16 protein-coding genes and 1 pseudogene are annotated in these 16,121 nt (G+C 75.2%); 8 read left to right on the forward strand and 9 right to left on the reverse strand.

Annotated elements, in window-relative coordinates:
• Positions 1-8: 8 nt before the first annotated feature.
• Both SNE206_RS37765 and SNE206_RS37770 read right to left on the reverse strand, forming a co-directional pair.
• Positions 9-449 (reverse strand): VOC family protein, encoded by a 441-nt coding sequence (locus SNE206_RS37765; RefSeq protein ID WP_407918116.1) that lies wholly within the window; start codon positions 447-449, stop codon positions 9-11.
• A gap of 181 nt (positions 450-630) precedes the next feature.
• On the reverse strand, positions 631-1,188 hold the full coding sequence (locus tag SNE206_RS37770; RefSeq protein ID WP_407918117.1) for a hypothetical protein: 558 nt from the start codon (positions 1,186-1,188) through the stop codon (positions 631-633).
• Between the two features lie 168 nt (positions 1,189-1,356).
• Between SNE206_RS37770 and cpt the strand changes: the two genes are divergently transcribed.
• Positions 1,357-1,887 carry a chloramphenicol phosphotransferase CPT gene (cpt, locus tag SNE206_RS37775; RefSeq protein WP_407918118.1) on the forward strand — a complete coding sequence of 177 codons (531 nt, stop codon included), beginning with the start codon at positions 1,357-1,359 and terminating at the stop codon, positions 1,885-1,887.
• Between the two features lie 60 nt (positions 1,888-1,947).
• Here cpt and SNE206_RS37780 read toward each other — a convergent pair whose 3' ends face one another.
• A complete protein-coding gene (locus tag SNE206_RS37780; protein ID WP_407918131.1) occupies positions 1,948-2,517 on the reverse strand; it encodes a TetR/AcrR family transcriptional regulator in 570 nt (189 codons plus the stop codon).
• A 433-nt stretch (positions 2,518-2,950) separates the two neighbouring features.
• Here SNE206_RS37780 and SNE206_RS37785 point away from each other — a divergent pair, with 433 nt between their 5' ends.
• The 5 genes from SNE206_RS37785 to SNE206_RS37805 all read left to right on the forward strand — a co-directional run bounded on the left by SNE206_RS37785 (position 2,951) and on the right by SNE206_RS37805 (position 7,356).
• Positions 2,951-4,204: a CapA family protein gene (locus SNE206_RS37785; RefSeq protein ID WP_407918119.1), complete on the forward strand. Its 1,254-nt coding sequence runs from the start codon at positions 2,951-2,953 to the stop codon at positions 4,202-4,204.
• A gap of 286 nt (positions 4,205-4,490) precedes the next feature.
• Positions 4,491-4,871 (forward strand): BlaI/MecI/CopY family transcriptional regulator, encoded by a 381-nt coding sequence (locus SNE206_RS37790; RefSeq protein ID WP_407918120.1) that lies wholly within the window; start codon positions 4,491-4,493, stop codon positions 4,869-4,871.
• Positions 4,868-5,815: a M48 family metalloprotease gene (locus SNE206_RS37795; protein ID WP_407918121.1), complete on the forward strand. Its 948-nt coding sequence runs from the start codon at positions 4,868-4,870 to the stop codon at positions 5,813-5,815. The genes SNE206_RS37790 and SNE206_RS37795 overlap by 4 nt, the downstream gene beginning before the upstream one ends.
• Before the next feature lie 337 nt (positions 5,816-6,152).
• Positions 6,153-6,779 carry a MarR family winged helix-turn-helix transcriptional regulator gene (locus SNE206_RS37800; protein ID WP_407918122.1) on the forward strand — a complete coding sequence of 209 codons (627 nt, stop codon included), beginning with the start codon at positions 6,153-6,155 and terminating at the stop codon, positions 6,777-6,779.
• Positions 6,780-6,840: 61 nt separating this feature from the next.
• Positions 6,841-7,356 (forward strand): GNAT family N-acetyltransferase, encoded by a 516-nt coding sequence (locus SNE206_RS37805; RefSeq protein ID WP_407918123.1) that lies wholly within the window; start codon positions 6,841-6,843, stop codon positions 7,354-7,356.
• A 96-nt stretch (positions 7,357-7,452) separates the two neighbouring features.
• On the opposite strand, the gene SNE206_RS37810 is transcribed toward SNE206_RS37805, so the two are convergent.
• From SNE206_RS37810 to SNE206_RS37820, 3 genes are read right to left on the reverse strand one after another with little or no spacing between them, the layout of a single operon-like run.
• Positions 7,453-8,274 (reverse strand): heme ABC transporter ATP-binding protein, encoded by an 822-nt coding sequence (locus SNE206_RS37810; protein ID WP_407918124.1) that lies wholly within the window; start codon positions 8,272-8,274, stop codon positions 7,453-7,455.
• Positions 8,271-9,380 (reverse strand): FecCD family ABC transporter permease, encoded by a 1,110-nt coding sequence (locus SNE206_RS37815; protein WP_407918125.1) that lies wholly within the window; start codon positions 9,378-9,380, stop codon positions 8,271-8,273. The genes SNE206_RS37810 and SNE206_RS37815 overlap by 4 nt, the downstream gene beginning before the upstream one ends.
• Positions 9,377-10,414 carry a hemin ABC transporter substrate-binding protein gene (locus SNE206_RS37820; RefSeq protein ID WP_407918126.1) on the reverse strand — a complete coding sequence of 346 codons (1,038 nt, stop codon included), beginning with the start codon at positions 10,412-10,414 and terminating at the stop codon, positions 9,377-9,379. The genes SNE206_RS37815 and SNE206_RS37820 overlap by 4 nt, the downstream gene beginning before the upstream one ends.
• A 148-nt stretch (positions 10,415-10,562) precedes the next feature.
• Here SNE206_RS37820 and SNE206_RS37825 point away from each other — a divergent pair, with 148 nt between their 5' ends.
• Complete coding sequence (locus SNE206_RS37825) at positions 10,563-12,104, forward strand: HtaA domain-containing protein (protein WP_407918127.1); 1,542 nt, start codon at positions 10,563-10,565, stop codon at positions 12,102-12,104.
• A gap of 56 nt (positions 12,105-12,160) precedes the next feature.
• A complete protein-coding gene (locus SNE206_RS37830; RefSeq protein WP_407918128.1) occupies positions 12,161-13,675 on the forward strand; it encodes an HtaA domain-containing protein in 1,515 nt (504 codons plus the stop codon).
• 83 nt (positions 13,676-13,758) lie between these two features.
• On the opposite strand, the gene SNE206_RS37835 is transcribed toward SNE206_RS37830, so the two are convergent.
• The 3 genes and pseudogenes from SNE206_RS37835 to SNE206_RS37845 form a co-directional block, all read right to left on the reverse strand.
• Positions 13,759-14,430: a heme oxygenase (biliverdin-producing) gene (locus SNE206_RS37835; RefSeq protein WP_407918132.1), complete on the reverse strand. Its 672-nt coding sequence runs from the start codon at positions 14,428-14,430 to the stop codon at positions 13,759-13,761.
• Between the two features lie 282 nt (positions 14,431-14,712).
• Positions 14,713-15,714, reverse strand: coding sequence for a polysaccharide deacetylase family protein (locus tag SNE206_RS37840; RefSeq protein WP_407918129.1), 1,002 nt, complete (start codon positions 15,712-15,714; stop codon positions 14,713-14,715).
• 106 nt (positions 15,715-15,820) lie between these two features.
• Positions 15,821-16,121, reverse strand: a pseudogene (locus tag SNE206_RS37845) (hypothetical protein); the annotation flags it as partial.

A 16,121-nucleotide genomic window follows, 5' to 3' on the forward strand; every position in this document is an offset into this window, starting at 1 on the left:
CCTCTTCCTCAGCCCAGCTGCTCGGCCAGCGCGAGGATGATTCCGCTCGGCCCGCGGAGGTAGCAGAGCAGGTAGCTGTCCTCGTAGCGCGTCACGTCGCCGACGAGTTCGGCACCGTGCGGGCGGAGGCGGGCGAGGGTGTCCTCGATGTCGTCGACGGCGAACATGACGCGGTGCAGGCCCAGCGTGTTCACCGGGGTGGTCTCCGGCTCGGGGGTGATCGCCTTCGGGGTGTGGTACTTCACCAGTTCGAGCCGGCCCGGGGCGTCCGGGATCCGCATCATCGCGATCTCGCTCCGCATGTCGTCGAGCCCGACGACGTTTCCCGCCCAGCGTCCTTCGATCGGCATCCTGCCTTCCAGCTCCATGCCGAGTTCGGTGAAGAAAGCGACGGCGGCGTCGAGGTCGTCGACGACGATGCCGACGTTGTCCATGCGCTGAACGGCCATGTCCCCGAGGGTAGGGGCCGGGTCCGACACCGTCGGTTCAACCGGCCGTCCCGCCGGTCACCACTTTTTTTTCATGGTTGCCGGGTCGGGCGGCGGGACGACGCCGACCCGGCCGTCGGTCGTCCCGTACGAGCCGTCCGTCGAATCCGGGTACGTGCCACCGGATTTCAGGCGCAGGACGTCAGGACAGCGGTTTCCCGCCGAGGCCGGTCCGGTCGACTCCGCGCGGCGAGAAGGTCATCGGGCCCACCCAGCCCCGGCGGACGAGCGCGATCTGCGACGGGAGCGGGGTCACGGGATCGAGGGCCCTCCCCCGTGACCAGTTCTCGAACAGCCCCTCGGTCGTCTCGACGGCGGACACCACCATGGTGACCTGCTGACCCCCGTCCGCCCAGGTGTTCCACAACGCCCAGCCCTCCGGCCGGGGTTCGACACCGATCCGCGCGCACGCCGTCTCGTAGTCCTCCTCGATCCCGGTCGGCATGACGTCAGGCTTGAGCAGCGTCGCACCGACCAGTCTGACCAGGGCGCGGTCCTCCTCGATGCAGCCGTCTCCCTCGAAGTGATAGCTGCGCAGCACCCGCGCAAGCGCGTTCACGCTGCTCCGGAACGGTGTCACGTCCTCCGGATCCGGCTCGTACGAAAGCCAGTCCTCGTCGGACGCCTCGACCGTGACGCGGTAGGCGAGACGCTCGATCTCCCGGAGATAGTCCATGTCGCCGAGCTCAGGTGCAGTCATGGCCCGGAGTGTCGCACCACCCCTCCCCCGCGGACACGGGTTTTCGGCCCTCCCCGCCCGCCTCCACGACCCCCTTGCTGCGGCTGGTACTTCTGAGGTGCGGCAGGCTTCCGGCGGTTGCGCGAAAATCCGTTTCGAACGGTGGCCCGGTGCCTCTACCGTGGCACGGTGACGACTCAGGTGATCGTGCTCAACGGTGGTTCCAGCTCGGGGAAGTCCGGGATCGCCCGGTGTCTGCAGGCCCTCCTGCCGGATCCGTGGCTGGCCCTCGGGACCGACACGCTGGTCGAGGCGATGCCGGCCTCCCTGCAGGCGGACGGCGGGATCGAGTTCGCCCCGGACGGAGAGGTGATCGTCGGCCCGGCGTTCCGGACGCTGGAGGCGGCCTGGATCGAGGGGATCGCCGCGATGGCCCGTACGGGCGCCCGGGTCATCGTCGACGAGGTCTTCCTCGGCGGCGCGGACTCGCAGCAGCGCTGGCGGAACGCCCTGGGCGACCTTCCGGTGCTGTGGGTCGGCGTCCGGTGCGACGGTGCGGTCGCCGCAGGCCGCGAGGTCGCACGCGGCGACCGGATCATCGGCATGGCCGCGTCCCAGGCGGACGTGGTCCACCAGGGCGTGGCCTACGACCTGGAGGTGGACACCGCTCACGCCGAGTCGATCGAGTGCGCGCGGGTCATCGCCGCCCGGGTCGGCTGATCGACCGCCGGACGGCCTCCGCCTCCGCCCCCGCCGTGGCACCACCTCCGGTCGTCGTGGTCAGCGGGTGGACCAGGTGCGCAGCAGGGTGTCGAGGGAGTCGACGATCCAGGCCCAGCTCTCCTGCGGGTCGACGGCGGTGTGGCTGAAGCCGCCTCCCGCCTCCAGGCTGACGTAGCCGTGGAAGACGCTGCCCAGCATCCGGACCGCGTGGGTCTGGTCGGGCTCGGTGAGGTCGTAGCCGCGCAGGATCGCCCGGGTCATCCGCGCGTGGCGGACGCCCGCGCTGGCGGCGGCCGTCTCGGGGTCGAGCCTGAACTGCGCGGCGGCGTAACGGCCGGGGTGTTCGCGGGCGTAGTCGCGGTAGGCGTCGGCGAACGCCGCGAGGGCGTCCTTGCCGGCGCGCCCGGCGACTGCGGTGGAGACCCGGTCGGCCAGTTCCTCCAGGGCGAAGAGGGCGATCCCGGTCTTGAGCTCGTGGGAGTTCTTCACGTGCGAGTAGAGGCTCGCGACCTTGACGTCGAACCTCCGGGCGAGTTCCGAGGCGGTCACCTGGTCGAATCCGACCTCGTCGGCCAGTTCCGCCCCGGCTCGGGTCAGCCGCTCTGCGGTCAGCCCGGCTCGAACCATCATGTGTCTCCCGTCCGGCACCGATCGGTCCGCGCGTGCCCTGTGCCCTTTTCCCTGTGCCCTCCGCATGTCGGGCAGGTGCCCAGCATTCCACCTGCGGTTCGGTGGGAGCACCGGGCGGGCGGGCGCGGGCCGGGCCGGGGAGGAGCGGGCCTGGCGGGAGCGGCGCAGCAGGGCCGGCCCGGCCGCCCGGGCCTGCAAGCCGTGGGGGCCGCTGCGGCAGGCGCTGCGACGGGCCGTGTCGGGGGCGGCCGGTTACCGTGGCCGTGTGGCCAGGATGCCCGACCGCGCTCCCGCGGAGCGCCGGACGCCGCCGCCCGTCTCCCGCCGTGCCGTGCTGATCGGCGCCGCCGGGGGTGTGCTGGGTGCGTGTGCCGGGCCCGGGGCCGGGTCGGGCCGGCCTGCGGGGTCCGGTTCCGGCGGGGCCGCGTCCGTGTCCCGGTCGGCGGTGCGGCTGCCGGTCGTGCTCGCGGTCCATCCGTCCGGGGCGATCGGGGCCGCGGCGGGCCGGGCCGAGGTGGAGGAGCTCCACCGCGGCGGGGCCGCCACCTGGCAGGGGTTCCGGGTGGTCAGAGGTCCGGGTGCCGTCGCCGTGGCCATGGCCGACCGGGGTGCCGTCGCGCTGGTGACCGCGGACGCGCTGGTCCCCGGGGTCGACGTGGTGCCGGTCGACGGGCACGACCCGCTCAGGGCGCCGGAGGCGTACCCGGTGACGGCGGAGGTCGGGGGCGGGGCGGGCGCGGGGCCGGGGCCGGGGCGCGTGGTGACGAGCCTGTGGACCGGGGACGTGATGCTGGGCCGCCGGGTGGGCGCCGCGATGGCCGGGACGGGGAACTGGGAGCTGCCGTTCACGCAGACCGCGGACCGGCTGTCCGCCGCCGCCCTGACCGTGGGGAACCTGGAGTGCACCCTGTCGAAGGAGGGGCGGGCCACGCACGGCGGCGACTCGTTCGGGGCGGACCCGCGGGCGCTCGCCGGACTGCGCCGGGCCGGCTACGACATCCTCACCCTGGGCAACAACCACCTGGGCGACTACGGGGACACGGCGCTGGTCCGGACGGTGGCGGTGGCCCGGGGCGAGGGCTTCGCCACCACCGGGGCGGGAGCGGACATCGCGGCCGCGCGCGACCCCGCGCGGGTCGAGGCGGGGGGCCTGCGCTTCGTCGTGCTCGCGTTCGACGCCGTCGGGGAGTCCCCGGAGGCGGGCCCGGCGTCGCCGGGCGTGGTGTGGCTGCGGATGCCGCCGATCACCGGGCCGCTCGCCCCGGCCGACCTCGCGGCCGTCGAGCAGTCGGTCAGGGCGGCGCGCGCCTCGGCGGACGTGCTGGTGGTCGTCCCGCACTGGGGCCGGGAGTACAGCCACCGGCCGGTGGCCGACCAGTACACCGTCGCCCACCGGCTGGTCGAGGCGGGCGCGGACGCCGTGATCGGCATGCACCAGCACTGGGTGCAGCCGATCGAGCTGTACCGCGGCCGCCCGGTCGTGCACGGGCTGGGCAACTTCGTGTTCGACATGACGTTCTCCGAGCAGGTCCAGCAGGCGGTGGTCGTCGAACTCGTCCACTGGGGACGGACGCTGAAGAGCATCCGGGCGCTGCCCGTGCGCATCGGGACGGGCGGGGTGCCACGGTTCATCGACCCGGCCGGGGCCGAGGGGCGCGGCATCCTCGCCACCGTGTGGGGCTGACCGGTGGAGCCGGGGTGGCGCCGTCCGCTGCTCGGGCCGCCTCCTGACGGTGGGTCCGCGGGCGGCGGTGGACCGCGGGCCGTACGGCGTGGCGCGGGCCGGGCGGGCGGTCGGCGGGGTGCGGCGACGGGGGTGCGGCGACGGGACGGTCCGGATGCCCCCGTAGAGTCAGGTTAGGCAAACCTTATGGGCATCCCCGGCCGATCCGTCGGCGCCTCCGTCCCCGGCCTCGGCAGTGGCACGGGCGCCGGCATCGGGCCGGTGGACGGATCAGGACGGGATCGACATGTCGGACGGCACCAAGGACGCCAGGCGTCCGCACGGCGAGCTCGTGGCGGACGTGCTCGCCACCCTGTGGGCGGCCGGCGGGCCGCTGACGGCCCAGCAGGTCAACGACGCCCTCGGCCTCGGGCTCGCCCGGACGACGGTGGCGACGATCCTGGGACGCCTGCACGAGAAGGGGACGCTCGTCCGCACGCGCGCCGGACGGGGCTTCGCCTACGCGCCGGTGGCCGACGCCCCCGGGCTCGCCGCGGGCCGCATGCACCGGGAGCTGGAGAGCGAACCGCGCCGCGACCTGGTGCTGAAGCGTTTCGTGTCCTCGCTCTCCGAGCACGACGAGGACGTGCTGCGGAGCCTGCTGCGGGAGTCCGAGGAGGGCGCGTGAGCCTCGCCCTGGCGCTCGTCGCGCTGACGCTGCTGTGCCCGTGGGGTGCGGTGCCTGCCGCCCGCCGCCTGGCCCGGCTCCTCCCGCCGCGCGCCGCGTCCCTGGCCCTGACGGGTGCGGCGGTGCTGCTGGCCGGGGGTGCCGTGGCGGCGCTGGTCGGGCTGCTCCACGTGCCGGTGCTGGCATCGCTGGAGCGGATGCCCGTACCGCAGCTGGCGGCGGCGTGGCCGGTCGCCGTGCCGGTCGCCTGCGCGGCCGGGGCGGTGCTCGCGGTCCAGGCCGTGCTGGTGGCACTCCGGTGGCGCGGGCAGCGCGCGCTGCTCGCACGGGCCTGGGAGGCGGTCGGCGACCGGACGGCCGCCGGCGACCTGCTGGTGGTGCCGGGCGCGGACGCGGACGCCTTCGCGCTGCCGGGCCGTCGCGGTCGGGGCGGGCGGGTCATCGTGACGGCCGGCATGATCCGGGCGCTCGGACGGACCGAGCGCGACGTGCTGCTGGCCCACGAGCGGGCGCACCTGTCGGGCCGCCACCATCTCCTGTCGTGCGCCACGGATCTCGCCGCGGCCGCGCACCCCGCGCTGCGGGGCCTCCGGTCTGAGCTGGTCTTCCACCTGGAGCGCTGGGCCGACGAGGTGGCGGCCGCGTCCGTGGGCGACCGCCGGGTGGCGGCGACCGCCATCGCCCGGGCGGCGCTCGCCTCCTCGGCGTCGACCGGGCCGGACCGGCGTCCGGGGCTGCTGCTGTCGGTGAGCACGGGACCGGTGCCGCGCCGCGTCGAGGCGCTGATGGGGCCCGCCCCGGCGGCACCGCGGGGGCGCGCCCTGCGGCTGTCGGCGCTCGGACTCGTCGCGGTGGTGGTGCTCGCGGTGGCGTCGGGCCTGGGCTCGGCGTACGGGCTGCACGAGTACGTGGAGGCGGTGGTGCGGGCCACGCAGGGCCGGTGACGCCTCTCCCCCACCTCTTCCCCGCCTCTTCCCCGCCGCGCCCCACCTCTCCGGGGGTGCGCCGCGGCCTGCGCCGGGCGCATCGGACGACATCGATGTAGACAGAGAACCCGGGGCGCCGCTAAGGTCAGCCTGGGCTCACTCACCGGAGCGGCCCCGACGCTCTGCGTCGCGCGCCCGGACGGGGAACCCCGGTGCCCCACAGGCCGGATCGCCACCCGCTGCCACGCCCCTCGTCACGGCCACCGCGCCCCGTCGGGTCCGCAGGTCCGTCGTGGTGTCCTGCGACGGCGGGGGCGGGCGCGACCTGTCCCCCCTCTCAGCGATTGGATGCGGCGTGTACGACGGGCGGAAGGGGTCGTCGAGCCCGTTCGAGCAGACCGTGCACCTCCTCGCGGCGGCCTCCGCTGCGGCCGAGGCCCGGCTCGCGGAACGCCTGGCCGGTCGGGACACGACCCGCGACCACCTGTCGGCGCTCGAAGCACTCGCCCGGCTCGGACCGCACGCCCGGCCCGACCTCGCGGCACGGCTCCCGCTCGGCCCGACGGCCGCGGCCCGCGTCATCGGCGACCTGCTGGCGGCCGGCCTCGTGCAGTCCTTCTTCGTGCAGATCGGCGGGCGCCACGAGGTGATGACGATCACCGCCGCCGGGCAGGAGGCCCTGGAGCGCCTGCACGATGACGTCTCGTCCGTCCAGGACGACCTGCTCTCCGCCCTGACGCGGGGCGAACGCTCCCAGCTGAACGCCCTGCTGCGACGGGTGTGCGCGACCTCCGCCCGGGATCCGCGGCCGGTGCCGGCGCCCCGCCGGCCTTCCGACCGGCGGACGGAACGTGAACGGGGCCGCCGCACCGGGCGGACCACCCAGCAGGACATCGGCAACGGTGCGGGCGGGAACCCCGGGGAGGCCGCGGCCACCGAGCCCGACGGCGCGGCCGCGGGCGGCGGGCAGTCCGGCGCGTAGCGCACCTCGGGACGTCCGGCGGGCTCTTCCCCCGTACGACGACGCCCGCCAGACTGTTCGTATGAAGATCCGGACGGGCGGACCCGACGACGCGGCCGCCACCCTCGACCTCCTCGACGCCGCGGTCGCCTGGCTGGCCGCCGACGGCCGCACCGGCCAGTGGGGGGACCGCCCCTGGACGAGCCGCCCGGCCTCCGTGGAGCGGATCCACCGGTACACCGCGGAGTACCTGCTGCGCGCCGCCGAGGACGCGTCGGGCCGCACGATCGGGGTCTGCCTGCTCTCCGAGACCTCGCCCGACTACGCCGCACCCCTCGACGAGCGCGAGCTGTACGTCAGACTGCTCGTCACCGACCGCGCCCTCGCAGGCAGCGGCATCGGCGCGGCACTGGTGGCCGACGCGGCGGCCCTGGCCCGCAGCCGCGGGATCGGCCTGCTGCGCCTGGACTGCTACGCGGGCGACGACCGCCGGCTGGTGGCGCACTACGAGCGGCTCGGTTTCACACCCACCGAGCCCTTCGAGGTGGACCATCCGGACGGGCTCTGGCCGGGACAGCTCCTGACGATGCGGGTGTGACCCCGGCACCGCCGCACCGGACCCGCCTGACACACCGCCGCGCGGCCCGGAACGCACCGCCGCTGCGTCCGCCGTGCCGCTGCGTCCGCCGGGCGGTCAGACCTCCCTGCGCGGCAGCACCAGCGGGGTGCCGGTGCGCGGGTGCGGCAGCACCTCCACCGGGTGCCCGTACACCGCGCCGAGCAGCGGCTCCTGCAGCACCTCGGCCACCGGCCCGTCCGCGACCGTGCGTCCGGCGGCGAGCAGCACCACCCGGTCCGCGTAGGCGGCCGCGAGGGTCAGGTCGTGCAGCACGACGACCACGGCGTCACCGGCGGCGGCGCGGGCCCGGGCCACCGTCAGCACGAGTTCCTGGTGGCGCAGGTCGAGTGCGGCGGTCGGCTCGTCGAGCAGCAGGAGCGGGGTGCGCTGGGCGAGGACCCGGGCGAGGGCGACCCGGGCCCGTTCGCCGCCGGAGAGGGCGGTGAACGGACGCTCCGCGAAGGCGGCGCACTCGGTGGCGGCCATCGCCCCGGCGACCGCCGCCGCGTCCTCGCCGGCCGCCGCGGTGCCGGCCCAGGGGGCGCGGCCCATCCGGACGACCTCGCCGGCCGGGAACGGGAACGACAGCTCCGCGTTCTGCGGCAGCAGCGCCCGGTGGCGCGCGAGTTCGAGCGTCGGGTGGCCGGCGAGGGGGCGGCCGCGCAGCCGTACGGCGCCGGCGGTCGGCGGGAGGTCCCCGGCCAGTACGGAGAGCAGGGTGGACTTGCCCGCGCCGTTGGGCCCGAGCAGTGCCACCACCTCGCCGGCGGTCACCCGGAGGTCCGCCGCGGTCAGCAGGTCGCGGCCGCCCACCGTCAGGCGTACGGCTTCGGCCACCAGCAACTCGTCGCCGGGGGAAGGGCGTTCGGGGATCGCTCGGACGGATCGCAGTCTCATGCCCAGCCTCCCTGCCTGCTCCGGGTGCGGCGCAGCAGCCAGAAGAAGAACGGGCTGCCGATCAGGGCGGTCAGGACGCCGAGCGGGAGTTCGGCGGGTGCGGCGAGGGTCCGTGCGGCGAGGTCGCCCGCGACCAGCACGAGGGCGCCGCCGAGGGTGGCGGCGGGCAGCAGGAACCGGTGGCTCGGTCCGGCGAGCATGCGCAGCAGGTGCGGCACGACGAGTCCGACGAAGCCGATGATGCCGCTGACGGCGACGGCGGCGGCGGTGAGCAGGGCGACGACGGTGACGAGGACGAGCCGCATGCGTTCGACGTCCACGCCGAGGTGCCGGGCGGGGCGTTCGCCGAGCGCGAGCAGGTCGAGGCGGCGGGCGTGGAGCGGGGCGACGGCGAGTCCGGCGGCGGCGAAGGGCAGCACGGCGAGCACCTTGCCCCAGGTGGCCTGCGAGAGCGAGCCGAGCTGCCAGAAGGTGACCTGGCTGATGGCGGCGGTGTCGGCGGTGAAGAGGAAGAGGCCGATCAGGGCGCCGCAGAAGGCGTTGACCGCGACGCCGGTGAGGATGAGCGTGACCACCTCGGTGCGGCCGCCGGAGCGTGACATCGCGTAGACGACGAAGACCGTCAGCAGTCCGGTGGCGAAGGCGAAGGTGGTGACCGTCCACCGGCCGAACACGTCGAGGCCGAGCACGATGCAGGCGACGGCGCCGACCGCGCCGCCGGAGGAGACGCCGATGACGGCGGGTTCGGCGAGCGGGTTGCCGAAGACGCCCTGCATCAGGGCCCCGGCGCAGCCGAGCGAGCCGCCGACCAGGATCGCGAGGACGACCCTGGGGAGGCGGACGTTCCACAGCACGGATTCGGGGACGCGGGCCAGGGCGTGCCCGCCGAGGCCGAGGCGGTGACCGAAGGAGGCGATGACGTCGGCGGGCGGGATGCGGTAGGCGCCGACGGCGGCCGCCAGCAGGGCGCAGGCCACGAGCGCGGCGGCGAGGCCTGCAGTGAGCAGGGCCGTGCGGCTGCGTCGGGCCGGGCGCTCCGGGGCGGGCGCGGGCCCGGGCGGTGCGGCAGCTCCGTTTCCGGGCAGGGGCCGTACGGCGGCGCTCATGCGCCGGCCTTGCGGTAGAGCTGGTCGGCGAGTGCGCGGAGCACCTGCGGGGTGCGCGGGCCGTAGCTGAGGAGTTGGCCGTCCTCGATGGCGACGATCCGGCGGTCGAGGCCGGCCGGGGTCTGGGCGACGCCGGGGAGCTTGAGGAGCCCGTCGACGCCGCCGACGGATTCGAGGCCCTTGGTCATGACGAGGATCGCGTCGGGGGCTGCCCTGACGAGGGCTTCGGAGGTGAGCGGGGTGAAGTCGCCGGTGAGTCCTGCGGCCTTGCCGGCGTCCTCGCCGCCGACGGCTTCGACGAGGTCGGCGGCGCCGGAGTCCGCGCCGCCGATCAGGAAGACGGAGGCGCTGCCGCGCAGGTAGAGGAAGGCGACCCGGGGGTGCGGGCCGTCGGCGGGCAGGGCGGCCCTGGCCTCGGCGATCCGGCGGTCGGTGCGTTCCTTCAACTGCCGTCCGGCGTCGGGGACTCCGAGGGCGGTGGCGACGGTGTCGATCCGGGTGCCGATGTCGGCGAGCTGCTTGGCGTCGTCGAGGACGATCAGCGGGACGCCGGCGGCGCGGATCTGGGCGACGGCCTCGGCCGGGCCGGTGGAGCGGTCGGCGAGGACGACGGTGGGGTGCAGGGAGAGCACACCCTCCGCGGAGACGTCGTGCGCCTGGGTGATGACGGGGAGGCCGGCGGCCTGCTCGAAGGTGGTGGAGACGTCGCGTGCGACGACGCGGGATCCGAGGCCGAGGCTGAAGACGATCTCGGCGAGGCTGCCGTCGAGCGGGATGATCCGCTCCGCGCTGGCCACGGTGACCTGGCGGCCGTCGGCGGAGGCCGTGGTGACGGGCAGTCCCGGGGCGGGCGGGGAGGGCAGCGCTTCGACGGTGTCGGCGGTGCGGGCGGCCCCGGCGGGGGCGGCGGCCCGGTCGGGTCCGGCGCCGGCGGCGGCCGTGCAGCCGAGCGCGGGGAGCAGCAGGGCGGCGGCGAGCAGCAGCCTCACACGTCGACCGGCCGTCCGGCGCTGGGGGGTTCTGCTGCTCACCATGTGCTCCTTCGTGGGGTGTTGCCGCTGCTCGGGCGGCCGGTCCAGACCGGTCGGCGGGCGGCTTGACTCATATATTAGGTTAGCCTTACCTAAATCCCGCAAGGGGGGTCGGCTCCCGCCCCTGTGTGCTTCCGAGGAGTGATCCGCCGTGCCCCTGTCCGGACGGCCCCACCGCCAGGCCGCCTCCCTGCCGGCCGCCCTGACCGTCTTCCTGACGGCCTTCCTGCTGCCCGCCCGCGCCGTCGCGGCACAGGGCCAGGTCACCGGGGGCCGGCTCGACTGGGGCATCAAGCAGTCGTTCCTCACCTACGTCACCGGGCCCGTCGCCAACGGCACCTGGGCCCTGACCGGCGGCGCGGCCACCACGGGCGGCAGCACCTTCCGCTTCCACTCGGCCACCGGCACGTACGACCCGGCCACCGGCGCGCTCAGCGCCGGGTTCTCCGGCGGGGTGCACTTCACCGGCCACCGGGAGAACGGCGTCGACGTGCTCGACCTGACCATCAGCCGGGTCACCTTCCGTGCCGCCCGCGGCGGTTCGGCCGGGCTCTACGCGGACGTCCGGAGCAGGTCGCGGGAGACCGGCCGGGTGAGCACCACCAGCCAGACCCAGCTGGCCGTGCTGTCGCTGGCGGGCGTCGACCTGCGCGGCGCGTCGGGCACCCTGACCCTCGGCCACGTGCCCGCGACCCTGACCGCCGCCGGAGCCACCGCGTTCGGCGGCTTCTACACCGCCGGCACCGCGCTCGACCCGGTCGGCCTGTCGGTCAACGTCCGCTCCGCGGCCGCCGGCCCGGCACCAACCACGCCCGCGGCCACCGCCGCACCGACACAGGCCGCACCGACGCAGACCGCGCCGTCCGGCACGGCCACCGGCGCCGCCCCGGCCCCGACCGCCCCACGGACGGAGTTCACCCGCGGCGCACTCGACTGGGGCATCCGCCGGACCTTCCGCGACTACGTCACCGGGTCGGTGGCCCAGGGCCGTTGGGAGCTTGCCCGGGGCGCGGCCGACGGCGGCGCGTACTTCCGCTGGACCCCGGCCAGGGGCGGCTACGACCCCGCCGCCGGCACGCTCACCGCCGCGTTCGAGGGCAGCGTGCGCTTCACCGGCATGAAGTCCGGCGACACGTACGGCCTGGACCTCACCCTCGCCGACCCGGCCGTCACGGTGGCCGGCGGCCGGGGCACCCTCACCGCGGACGTCTCCGGCCGGACACCGGGAAGCGGCACCCCCTGGCCGGTGCACCGCGTCGAGCTGGCCGAGTTCGACGCGGCCGCGCTCAGGGCCGAGGGCGGCCTGCTCAAGGCGACCGAACTCCCGCTGAAACTCACCGCGGCGGGCGCCGGGGCGTTCGGCGGGCTCTACCCCGCCGGCACCGCGATGGACCCGCTGAGCTTCGCCGTCGCCCTCGACCCGGCCGCCGCCCTCCCGCCGCTGCCGGACATCGGCAGCGCCCCCGCCGCCGACCCGGTGCCCTCCCCCGCAGCCGCTCCCACCGCGGCACCCTCGCCGTCCGCCCCGCCGGCGGTGGCGGTGGCCGGCGCGATCACGGCCGTCGTCCTCGCCGCGGCGGGCGGCGTGCTCGCCCGCCGCCACCGCCGGCGCACGGCCACCGCCACAGCCACAGCCCCAGCCACGACTGCGCCCGTGCCCGTGCCCGTGCCCGACGGCACGGACCTCTCCTGATCCTCCTCCCACCCCCTCCCCTCTCCCCCTCCCCGCTCGACGAACGGAGCACCACCGTGTCCCCCCGCATCACCGCGCCCCGCACCACCGCCTCCCGCGCCGGACGCCGCAACCGCACCCGCCTCGCCGCCCTCGCGGCCGCCACGGCAGGCCTCGGCCTGACCGCCGTCGGGGCACCCGCCCTCGCCGCCGGCCCGACGAGCGTCAGCTACGGCACCGGCTCCCTGGACTGGGGTGTGAAGGGCAGCTTCCGCTCGTACGTCACCGGGCCGATCGGCCAGGGCACCGTCGAGGCGACCGGCGGCGCCACCACCAACACCGACGGCACCCTCCACCTCCCGCTGGCGAGCGCCACGTACGACCTCACCACCCACGTCCTCGACGCGTCGTTCACCGGCGGCGTCCACTTCACCGCCCACCACGGCGCCCTGGACATCGCCCTGACCGACCTGCGGGTCACCACCTCCGGCACCACCGGCACGCTCACCGCCGACACCGCTTCCAAGGAGTCGACGACCGCCACCGAGGTCACCCGCCGCGAGGACGCTCCGCTGGTGACGTTCACCGCCGCCCGGGACACCACCACCGGCACGCCGACCGCGGCCGCACTGACCGAGGTGGGCGCGAAGGCGTTCGCCGGCTTCTACCCGGCCGGCACCGCCATGGACCCGCTCTCGCTGCTGCTCGTGCAGACCCCGTCCACGCCGTCGGCGTCCCCGAGCGCCTCCGCATCCGCATCCGCCTCGGCCTCGGCCTCGGCGTCCGCGTCCGTCTCCGCGTCGCAGTCCGGTTCGGCCTCCGCGTCCGCCACCGTCTCCGCGTCGCCGAGCGGCTCCTCCGCGCTCGCCGTCGTCGACGGCTCCCTGCGGTGGACGGTGAAGGAGAGCTTCCGCACGTACCTCACCGGGCCGGTGGCCAACGGCAGGGTCGAGTTCGGCGGCGGCGCCGCCGACTACCGCTTCCCCGGCGGCGAGGGCACGTACGACACCGCCGCACACACCCTCGTGGCCGGGTTCGACGGCAGCGTCCGCTTCCTCGGCCACCCGACCGGCGGCGGCTACGCGCTCGACACGACGGTCTCCCGGCTCGGTGTGACCGTCGACCGCGACGGCGCCTGGCTGACCGCCGACGTCACCGGCACCACGCAGGACGGCAGGGGCACCTCGCTGAAGGGCGCCAGGATCGCCTCGCTCGACCTCTCGAAGGCCGACTTCACCCCCGTCGACGGCATCGTGACGCTCCGTTCCGTCCCGGCGGTGCTGACCGCCGAGGGCGTGCCGGTGTTCTCCTCGTACCCGGCGGGCACCGCGCTCGACCCGGTCACCGTCGCGCTGGCCTTCGACGAGGACGCCCAGCTGCCGACCGCCTCGCCCACCGTCAGCACCGGAGCCACCGACGGCGCCGGTACGACGGGCGGGGCGACGCTCACCACCACGGGCGGCACCGACGGGGTGCTGGCCTCGACCGGCACCGACACCCCGCTGCTGCCGCTGGCGGCCACGGCCACCGGCCTGCTGCTGGTCGGCGGTGCGGCCATCGTGCTGGGCCGCCGCCGCGGCACGCAGCCCTGACCGGCGCCCCGGCGCACCCGCACGTACGACGGCCCCGGCGAGCAGCTGCTCGCCGGGGCCGTCCCGTCGCTGCGGGCGCCCGGTCAGGCGCTCAGCGGGTACCGCGCGTCCAGGTCGCGGAAGACCGCGCCGTTCAGGGCGAACGCCCGCTTGCACTCCTCCGTCACCCGGTGCCGTTCGATGTCGTCGAGGGCGAGCCCGGCCGCGTCCAGCTTGGCGCGGTACTCGCGCTTGGCGGCCGCCGGGTTGTCGATCCCGTCGAAGACGTAGAACCGCACACCGTCGCCCTTGCGGGCGAAGCCCCAGGTCTTCTCGGCGATGCCGCGGATGATCTGACCGCCCGACAGGTCGCCGAGGTAGCGGGTGTAGTGGTGGGCGACGTAGCCGGCGGGCCACTCGGCGGCCAGCCACTCCAGGCGGTCCACGTACGCCGCGGTGGCGGGCAGCGGCGCGAGGGCGTCCCGCCAGCCGGGGCCGCGCAGGTGGGCCAGGTCGCGCTCGATGGCGGCGGTGCGCATCAGCGCCCGGTCGATGAACGGGCCCGCGACCGGGTGCTCCGCCAGTTCGGCGGCCCGCCCCTCCAGGGCACGGTAGACGTACCAGAGCTGACCGGTCAGGTCGGCGTACGCCTCGACCCCCAGCCGGCCGCCGAGCAGACGGCTCATGAACGAGGACTGCTCGGCCGCCTCGTGCTCCGCACTGCTCGCGGCGCGCAGTACGGCGGAGAACGGAGCAGGCTGCTCGGGGGTGGACATGCGGGCCTCCACGGGTCGGATCGTCACACCCCCGATCTTGTATGGTTAGGCTTACCTAAGTCAATGCCTTGCCGACAGACCGTCGGCAACCCTCGCCCCCGGCCTGCCCGCACCCCCGCACCGCGCACACCTGCGCCGATGCCCCGCGGGGGGCGTGCCGCCGTTCACCGATGGCCCGACGGGCGTACGGGATGCGGGGTGCGGCCGGACAGTGCGAGGCGGCGAGGTGACGCGACGGCCGTGGACCGCCGCGCCACCGTGCGATGCCCGGCTTCCGGTGGGTCAGGCCGCGCTGCAGGAGACCGTCGGCCAGGTCCAGTTCCCGTTCGCCTGGACGGTGACGCCCCAGCTGTTGCCACTGCCGTTCGGCTTCGCCGTCAGCACCTGCGCACTCGGGTAACTCGCCCCGACGTTCCAGGTCGAGAGGATCTTCGCCGGCGACGGCACGTTCATCGTCACGGTCCAGTTGCTGGAACCGCTCACCGACACGTTGAGGTTGTACCGGTCACTCCACTTCTGACCCGCCGACACCGTCGCCGTGCAACCACCACCCGTACCACCGCCACCGCCCGTACCACCGCCGGTGTCGGGCGCCACGGCACGGCCGGTCTGCGGGGAGATCATGCCGGCGCACAGGCCACGGCTCGCCAGCCCCTGGGCGATCCGCGGGATCGCCGCAAGGGTGTTGGCGGGCCACTCGTGCATGAGGATGATCTGGCCGTTGGTGAGCCGGGCGTTGGCCTGCACGATCGCGTCGGTGCTCGCGCCGTTCCAGTCCTGCGAGTCGACGTCCCAGATGACCTGCGTCAGACCGTACTTGGCCTCGACCGACTGGAGGGTCGCGTTGGACTCGCCGTACGGCGGGCGGAACAGCTTCGGCGTACCGCCGCCCGCGGCGGCGATGGCCTGCTGGGTCCGGGAGACCTCGGAGTCGATCTGCGCCTGGCTCTGCTGGATCAGGTGCGGGTGGGTGTAGCTGTGGTTGCCGACCCACATGCCGGCGCTGACCTCGGCCTGGACCTGCGCCGGGTAGGACGCGGCGAACTGGCCCTCGTTGAACATGGTGGCCCGCAGGCCGTTCTGCCTGAGCGCGTTGAGCACCGCGGGCGTGTGGTCGTTGGACGGGCCGTCGTCGAAGGTCAGCCCGACGTACCCGTTGCAGGTGGCGGCGTGCGACGGGGCGGCGCCGACGGCGGTGAAGGTGATGGTGCTCGCGACGGCCACGACGGCGACGGCGAGTCGTGCGACCAGCGAGCGGATCGACGGGTGCAGTGTGGTTCGCATGCGGGGTGGGTCCTCCTCGTGGGGGCGGCGCAACCACGGCCGGGCTTCATCGGGCGGCTGCGTACGGATGAAGCCCGGCCTCTGGGTGTTCCGGGTTGTCGGTGGGTCAGGCCGCGCTGCAGGAGACCGTCGGCCAGGTCCAGTTCCCGTTCGCCTGGACGGTGACGCCCCAGCTGTTGCCACTGCCGTTCGGCTTCGCCGTCAGCACCTGCGCACTCGGGTAACTCGCCCCGACGTTCCAGGTCGAGAGGATCTTCGCCGGCGACGGCACGTTCATCGTCACGGTCCAGTTGCTGGAACCGCTCACCGACACGTTGAGGTTGTACCGGTCACTCCACTTCTGACCCGCCGACACCGTCGCCGTGCAACCACCACCCGTACCACCGCCACCGCCCGTACCACCGCCG

This window comes from Kitasatospora sp. NE20-6 (assembly GCF_045862635.1).